The sequence below is a fragment of the Tepidiforma sp. genome (assembly GCF_026419595.1).
Classification (GTDB): Bacteria; Chloroflexota; Dehalococcoidia; order Tepidiformales; family Tepidiformaceae; genus Tepidiforma.
Genome location: NZ_JANZZD010000021.1, coordinates 42,039 through 49,302, shown reverse-complemented (window position 1 = coordinate 49,302; position 7,264 = coordinate 42,039). Strand labels below are relative to the sequence as shown.

At 71.1% G+C, this 7,264-nt stretch carries 6 protein-coding genes and 1 pseudogene; 5 read left to right on the top strand and 2 right to left on the bottom strand.

Going from position 1 to position 7,264, the window contains the following annotated elements; genetic code table 11:
- The 4 genes and pseudogenes from N2041_RS11070 to N2041_RS11055 form a co-directional block, all read left to right on the top strand.
- A pseudogene (locus tag N2041_RS11070) lies at positions 1-801 on the top strand (hypothetical protein); the annotation flags it as partial.
- Between the two features lie 17 nt (positions 802-818).
- A complete protein-coding gene (locus N2041_RS11065; protein WP_297678647.1) occupies positions 819-1,268 on the top strand; it encodes a hypothetical protein in 450 nt (149 codons plus the stop codon).
- A gap of 2 nt (positions 1,269-1,270) precedes the next feature.
- Positions 1,271-3,769 (top strand): Hsp70 family protein, encoded by a 2,499-nt coding sequence (locus N2041_RS11060; protein WP_297678646.1) that lies wholly within the window; start codon positions 1,271-1,273, stop codon positions 3,767-3,769.
- 83 nt (positions 3,770-3,852) lie between these two features.
- Entirely contained in the window at positions 3,853-4,893 is a 1,041-nt protein-coding gene (locus N2041_RS11055; protein WP_297678645.1) for a hypothetical protein, read from the top strand.
- A 50-nt stretch (positions 4,894-4,943) separates the two neighbouring features.
- Here the strand turns inward: N2041_RS11055 and N2041_RS11050 are convergent, their stop codons facing one another.
- Positions 4,944-5,720: an SDR family NAD(P)-dependent oxidoreductase gene (locus N2041_RS11050; protein ID WP_297678644.1), complete on the bottom strand. Its 777-nt coding sequence runs from the start codon at positions 5,718-5,720 to the stop codon at positions 4,944-4,946.
- Between the two features lie 104 nt (positions 5,721-5,824).
- Between N2041_RS11050 and N2041_RS11045 the strand changes: the two genes are divergently transcribed.
- Positions 5,825-6,439, top strand: a complete 615-nt coding sequence (locus N2041_RS11045; RefSeq protein ID WP_297678643.1) for a TetR/AcrR family transcriptional regulator — start codon at positions 5,825-5,827, stop codon at positions 6,437-6,439.
- Here the strand turns inward: N2041_RS11045 and N2041_RS11040 are convergent.
- Entirely contained in the window at positions 6,436-7,194 is a 759-nt protein-coding gene (locus N2041_RS11040) for an alpha/beta fold hydrolase (protein ID WP_297678642.1), read from the bottom strand. The genes N2041_RS11045 and N2041_RS11040 overlap by 4 nt on opposite strands.
- Between the last annotated feature and the right edge of the window lie 70 nt (positions 7,195-7,264).

The window sequence follows — 7,264 nt, the reverse complement described above, 5'->3', positions numbered from 1 at the left end:
GTCCTCGGCATCCTGCTGTTTCGCCGGGACGCGAACCGGGCGACGATCGAGCTGCTCGAGCTGGCGGCCCGCGTCGACTGCCGGCCGGCGCGCAGAGACAACATCCGCGAAAACCTGGAGTTCGTGGCCCAGTACGCCCGCGGCGCGCGCACACGCGACCGGAGCGCCGAACTGGAGCCGCGGCCCGAGCCGGCGCCGCGGGCGAAGCCGGCGCCGGCGTCGCGGGTTCGACACGAGTACCGCGGCGGCCCGCCCACCGCCGCGCCGCCCCCGTTCGGCGGGTGGCCCGCCGCACAGTCCCAGGGAACGGGCAGCCCGGCGTCGCAGAGCGGCCGGCCTCCCGGGGCGCCGCCGCCCTACCCGGGCCGGGGCCACCCGTCGGCCGGAGGACGGCGCCGCGTCAACTGGGCAGGAGTTGCCGGCACCCTGGCCATCCTCGCCATCATCGGCGGCGGCATCGCCTCGAGCGTCATCGACTCGACGAGCGAAGACGATCCGGTCTCTTCGAGCGGGTCGTCGAGCTCGAGTTTTACCCCGGCGTCGTCGAGTGTCCGCTTCACGGCGGGCCAGTGCGTCATTTGGAACCCGGTCGACGGTTCGCTCACACCCGCCTCATGCAGCCGGGCCCAGGCGGCCAGGATCTTGGACGTCTTCCGAATGTCCGGGTCGACGTATCCAACGGAAGCGCAGTTCGAGCGAGCGGCAAACGTGAACTGTCCATCGTCGACGGAGTCGTTCGTCTTTCCGACCGAAGCAGGATGGCGTCGCGGTGACCGGGAGGTCATTTGTCTCGATCGTTAGGTACCTGGAGGGTCATCTTGGGAAAGTCTTCGAAGAAGACGAAACAACAGGCGCCGAAAGCGGCACGAGAGCAGGCGCCACCGCCGGCAGCGGCCCCCGCGGAGCCGGCGGGCACTGCCGCCGACGGGATGGCGCAGGGCGACGCCGGCGCGCCTCAGGCGGTCGACCTGCGCGCCGTCGCCCGCGCCTTTGTCGAGGCTTGGCGCCTCGAGCGGCGCGTGCGCTCCCTGGAAGATCCCCGGCTTGCTGAAGGGGTCCGGCGGCTCCTCGGCGAATTCGAAGCCGCCGGCTGCCGGCTCGAAGACCCGGTCGGCACGCGCTTCGTGGACGGCGTGACCTTCGAAGTCATCGGCGATGTGCCGCAGGGAGCCTCGCTCAAGGTCGTCGAGACGATTCGCCCCGCCGTCTACATCGGGGGACAGCTGCAAGTCCCGGCCCAGGTCATCATCGGCAGCGAGGAGGGATGAACATGGTGAACCAGGTCAACTGGCAGCGGTACAGCATCGACTTGGGCATCGACCTCGGGACGACGAACTCGGCCGTCGCCGCCTGCGTCGATGGCGAAGTCGAGACGCTCCGGAACAGCCTCAACAACGAACTGACCCCTTCGGCCGTGCGCGTCCGCGCGAACGGCGCCATCGATGTCGGTCAGTCGGCCTACCAGCGGCTGAGCATCAGCCCCGAGGAGGTCGCGGTCGAGTTCAAGCGCTGGATCGGGACCGACGACACGTTCAAGTTCAGCTCCGGGCGGGAGATGTCGGCGGTGGAGCTCTCGGCGGAGGTGCTCAAGAGCCTGCTCCAGACCGCCGAGCATCGCCTCGGCCGCCGCCCGATCGCCGCCGTCATCACGGTCCCTGCGGCCTTCGACCTGAACCAGTGCGCGCGCACCGAGGCCGCTGCGCAGAAGGCCGGCATCCAGCACACGGTGCTGCTCCAGGAGCCGATCGCCGCCTCGCTCGCCTACGGGTTCTCGGCAGACGTCCGCGAAGGCAGCTGGCTCGTGTTCGACCTCGGCGGCGGGACGCTCGACGTCGCGCTCGTCGGCGTGCGCGATGGCCGCATCGAGGTCTTCGACCACGAAGGCGACAACTTCCTCGGGGGCAAGGACGTCGACTGGGTCATCGTCGAGAAAATTCTCCTGCCGAAGCTCGCAGAGCAGTACGACATCGATTCGTGGACTCGCGAGAACCCCGGCCGGGCGCAAGAGCTCGGAGTGCTCAAGCACTTGGCCGAGGACGCCAAGATTCGGCTCTCGACGGCCGAGGAGGCGTTCGTCACCATCGAATCCGGGCACCTGATGCTGCTCGATGACCGGGATGACGAAGTCAGCGCCGATATCCGCGTCCTCCGGTCGGAGCTCGAAGCGCACGCCGCGCCCTGGGTCGAACGGGCGATCGCGGTGACCCGGCGGGTCATCGACCGGAACCCGGCGATCAGGCCCGGCAGCGTCCTCCTCGTCGGCGGGCCGACGAACATGCCAATCGTCCGGCGCCGCGTCGCCGAGGCGCTCGGCATCGAAGTCGTCTCCGGGACGAACCCGATGCTCGCCGTGGCCGAGGGCGCGGCCATCTTCGCTGCCTCCCAGCCGCTCCCCGCGGAGTTGCGCAAGAAGGCGGTCCAGGCGCCCGTCCAGGAGGCGGGGACCTCGCGCACCGCCCAGGTCATCGTCAGCCACGTCAACGTGACGGACGACGAAGAAACGCCCGTCGGCGTCCGCGTCCTCGGCGGAAACGCTGCGGAGATCGAGGTCGCTGCGGCCGACGGCTCGTGGCGGTCCGGCCGCCTGCCGCTCAACCCGGAAGGCGCACGCGTCGTCCCCGTTGCGCTCCTGCGGAACGGCCGCAACGAGTTCCGGGTCCACGCCTACGGCAGCGACGGCGCGAGCATTCCGCTCAGCGGCGAAACGTTCGTCGTCACCCGCGGTCTCGTCGCCGCGCCGCCGCCGCTGTCCCGCTCCATCGGCGTGGTCGCGGTCGACCCCTCCGGCGCCGGCCGCCACATCGTCGAGTGGCTCATCCCGAAGGGGACGCCGCTCCCCGCGCGCGCCAGCTACGAGTTCCGCACGACGATCGCGCTCGAACCCGGCGGCGACATCGAGGTCATCGGCATCTACCTCGTCGAAGGGGAGTCGCCCCGCCCGGAGCGGAACCGGCAAGTCGGCCGGATCGACATCACCGACCGCGATGTGCCCCGCATGCTGCCCGCGGGCTCGCCCCTGGAGATTCGCCTCGAAGTTTCCGCCTCGCGGCTCCTCACCGCGGAAGTCTTCCTGCCGGTCACCGACCAGAGCTTCAAAATCGCGATCACGCTCGAGGCCGAGCAGCCGGCGGTCGCGGACCTGACGCGCGACCTGCTCGAGGCGCAGGAGCGGTACGACGACGCGCTCCCGTTCCTCTCCGCGGGCGACGCCCAGGTGGTGGCGAGGCGGCTCGAGGAGGCGCGCGACCTCGTGCGCTCCGCCGAATCCGGCGACCCCGACGCCGTCCAGAAGAGCCTCCACCTCCTGAAGGAAGTGCAGGCGAAGCTCGATGAAGCCGACGCGCAGTCGCGGCAGAAGCAAGCGCTCGTCGAGGCCGACGAAACGCTCGGCAACCTCCGGCAGATCGTCAACGACCTGGGAACGAACGACGACCGCCAGCGCGCCGACGAACTGGCGCGCCGGCTCCAGCAGGCCCAGCAGCGCGCGGATGTCGACGAAGTCGAGCGGGCGAACGCGCTCATGGAGCGGCAGATCTTCGAGATCCTCGCGCGGCACGACTGGATCTGGCAGCAGTGGTTCGAAGAGATCGCGTCGAGCGATGGCCCCTGGAAGAACCCGATGGAAACGCAGCGGCTCATCCGGGAAGGGCGCCAGGCGATCTTGCGCAACGATTCCGCCGGCCTCCGCCGCGCCACGGTGGGCCTCGTCCAGAACCGGGCCGGGGGCGGCGGGCTGCCGTTCACCAACGTCGGCATCCGGCGGCGGTAGTTCCGCCCTGCCAGTTCCCCGGGGCCCGGCACGCGCCGGGCCCCGTCTCCACATGGCGACACACCCAGGAAGAGCGATCCGGTATGTATGCACGAGTCCGCGACATCCTCCAACGCAACTACCTCGACCTCCTCGGCATTCCGCCCTCCGGCACCCTGAAAGACGTCCGGCGCGCGATCCAGCGCGCCGAGATGGAGGCAGAAATGGGGGCCTCCACCGTCGATGCCGGCGTCATCGAAGCGGCGCGGGCCGCTCTCTCGAGCGACGAGCGCCTGCTCGAGTACCGCATCCTTGCCCGCTGGAGGGGCGACGAGCGCCTTGCCCGGTGGGCCTCCCCGCACGATGGTGCACTCGAGGCCCTTCGGAGCGCCCTCGGCGGCTCGCCGTCCGGGGCCGTTACGGCGGTCAGCGCATGGATCGCAGCTCACCGCGACCCCTCCCTGGCACCCGCGCTCGATGCCCCCATCCAGCAGGACGGGCCGCTCTGGTGGGTCGGAGAGGTCGCCGAGGACTACCTCTCGGCATTCCTCATCCCGGGTGCGCCGACGATGGCGGCCCATGAACTCGGAGCGCTCGATCTCTCCCCCTTTCCCGCCGCCGCCGAACGCGTGGTCATGAAGTTCATCCAGTGCCGCCTCGCCGAGGTGAACGAACTGGCCGACCTCGTCCCCGAGTTTCTCGGGGGTGATGTCGATCAGCAGGCAGCTCACGAGGCCTGTGCGTACCGGGACGAGATCAACTTGCTGCTCGATGACTGCATCGTCCTCGATGGAACCATCGAGCGATGGGGGCTCCGGAGAACCGGCGGTAAGGGCGAATTGTTCGAGGCGTTCAGGGAGCTCGCAGACGGTCTCGGGAGTGTCGCGCTCCGGGTTGCCCTCTACTCCTTTGCGTTGGGCGACCGAGCTACGGGCAAACGGCTCACTGTGAAGCTGCGCAGCGTCGGAATGGATGCGGACCTCCGCGAAGCTGCCGACATGGTCCTCGCGCGGGTGCGCCAGGTCGAAAGCCTCCCCTACCGGGCGCGGCTCTTCGCATCGAGGGTGTTCAGCGAGTTCGTGGGCCTGCTCATCGTCGGCGGCCTCATCGCCGCCGTCAGCAAGGCGTGCGATTCCGGCCCCTGACCCCCGCCGAAGAAAACGAATCGCTGCCCCGGCGCCCCCGCCGCCGCCCCTCAGGCGGCGGTCCAGCCGAGGTCCACGGTGATGACGGCGCCGTTGATGCCGCGGGCCGCATCGGAGGCGAGGAAGAGCGCGACGGCCGCGATGTCCTCCGGTTCGAGCAGGCCCGGCATCAGGTTCGTGAACGCCTGCACCCGCGCCATGCCCGCCGGGTCGATGCCCGCCTTGGCCATCGATTCGCCGATGTTCGTCTTCGTGCCCCCGGGCGCGATGGCGTTCGCGCGGATGCCCTTCGGCCCGTACATGTAGGCGGTGTTCTTCGTCAGCCCGATGAGCGCGTGCTTCGAGGCCGTGTAGGCCGCGCCGGCCGCGCCGCCGTGCAGCCCGCCCACCGAGGCGATGTTGATGATGCTGCCGCCGCCCTGCTCCGCCAGCTTCGGGATCGCGCGGCGCATCGTGTGGAGCGGCCCCTCGAGGTTGATGGCGAACACCCGCCGCCACGTCTCGTCGCTCACCTCGGCGACGCCCGCCATCGAATCCATCACGCCCGCGTTGTTCACAAGCACGTCGAGCCGCCCGAAGGCCTCGAACGCGCGGTCGACCAGCGCTTCGGCGGCGGCGCGGTCCGAGATGTCGCCCTGCGCGGCTTCGACGGCGGCGCCGGCCTGCCGCAGCTCGGCGACGGCCGCATCCAGCCGCTCGCCGTTCCAGTCGCCGAGGACGAGCTTCGCGCCGGCGGCGGCGAACTTCCGCGCCATCGCGAGTCCCATCCCCGAGGCCGCCCCCGTGATGAGCGCAACCCTGCCATCGAGATTCCCGGACGTTTCCATCGCGACCTCCGTGCGTGGTGGAGTGCCGCCATCGTCCGCGATGTGGCACGCAGTGTCAAGATCGGCGTTGTGAGCACGGTTCGGCATCGCCTAGAATTCGAGCCATGGGACAGGGAACCGCCGCCCCCGCCGGCGGCCTGCGCGAACGCGCCCGCCGCGCCATCCGGGCCGAAATCGCGCGGGTCGGCATGGAGCTCTTCCTCCGCAAAGGGTTCGAGCCGACCACGGTGGAGGAGATCGCGGCCGCGGCCGGCATCTCGCGCCGCAGCTTCTTCCGCTATTTCGGCTCGAAGGACGAAGTGGTGCTCGCCCACCTCGACGAGCTGGCGGCGACGGTCACGGAGGCGCTCGCCGCCCGGCCGGCGGACGAAGACCCGTGGGTCTCGCTCCGCCGCGCCTTCGATGCCATCGTCGCCGAGGCGGAGGCCGACCGGGCGGCCGGCTTCGGCCTCGCGCGGCTGCTGAACGAGACGGAGGCGCTCCGCGGCCAGTACGCCGAGCGCCAGAAGCGCGCCTGGGTCGGAGCAGCAGCGCCGGTCATCGCCGAACGGCTGCCGCCGCTCGCCGGGCCGGGGCCGGATATCCGCGCCGAGGCGCTCGTCGCGGCCGCGCTCGGCTGCGTCGCCATCGTCGCCGATGCCTGCCTCGCCGGCGGCCCGGAGGCCGATTTCGCCGACCTGCTCGACCAGGCGATGGCGGCCGTGCGGCCGCTCGGTTAGGCGGCGCCGGCCCGGCCGAGGTGCCGGGTGAAGAACTCCTCCCACGCCTGCCGCTCGTAGAGCGGGACCTGCACGTGGCGCCCCGGGTTCGCGTGGAGCGTCTTCTCCGTCGAACCGAGCGCGTCGAACAGGGCGAGCACGGAATCGCGCGGGGCCACCTCATCGTCCCACTGGCACATCACCATCGCCGGCACCGTGATCTGCCGGGCGAGCCGGCCGAACTCCTCGTTTCGTACGCCGGCGAGGCCGAGGCCGGCCGCCCGGACGCGCGGTTCGCCCGCGACGAACGGCACGCCGATCGCGGTGCCCATCGAAAGCCCCCACCAGCCGACCGGCCCGGCGCCCACCTCCGGCAGCTGCTGCGCCGCATCGAGCGCTGCCCGCCATTCGCCGACGGCGCGGCTGACGCGGGCGGCGAGCTGCCGCATCCGCTCGGGGTCGATGGGCGGCAGGCTGCCAGCGCCGCGGAGGGCGCGGGCCTGCGCGAGCTCGGCCTCGCTGGCGCGTTCGCCGTGGCCCGGGTTATCGATGCTCAGGCAGGCGTAGCCGTGGTGGCGGACGAACGCGCGCGCCTTGGCGAGCAGGGTATCGACCCGCTTGTGCTGCATGCCGCCGTGGCAGAGCAGGAGGAGCGGCCGCGGCCCGCGGGCGCCCTCCGGCAGCCAGAGGATGCCGGGCACGCGCTCGCCCTCGACGGTCACCTCGAAGGCGCGCTCGGTGACGCCGAGTTCGGTGGTTTCTGCGGCGAACTGCATGGAGGAGCTCCTTCCCGGCGCGGTGCGGGGGCCGGCCCCCAGTAGGTTCGAATCCGAACGAGACTGGCCC

What these genes read in the sequence shown, in the direction of transcription:
- N2041_RS11060 (WP_297678646.1), top strand. Translation starts at nt 1,271, where the DNA reads ATGGTGAACCAGGTCAACTGGCAGCGGTACAGCATCGACTTGGGCATC.
- N2041_RS11055 (WP_297678645.1), top strand. Translation starts at nt 3,853, where the DNA reads ATGTATGCACGAGTCCGCGACATCCTCCAACGCAACTACCTCGACCTC.
- N2041_RS11050 (WP_297678644.1), bottom strand. Translation starts at nt 5,720, where the DNA reads ATGGAAACGTCCGGGAATCTCGATGGCAGGGTTGCGCTCATCACGGGG.
- N2041_RS11045 (WP_297678643.1), top strand. Translation starts at nt 5,825, where the DNA reads ATGGGACAGGGAACCGCCGCCCCCGCCGGCGGCCTGCGCGAACGCGCC.
- N2041_RS11040 (WP_297678642.1), bottom strand. Translation starts at nt 7,194, where the DNA reads ATGCAGTTCGCCGCAGAAACCACCGAACTCGGCGTCACCGAGCGCGCC.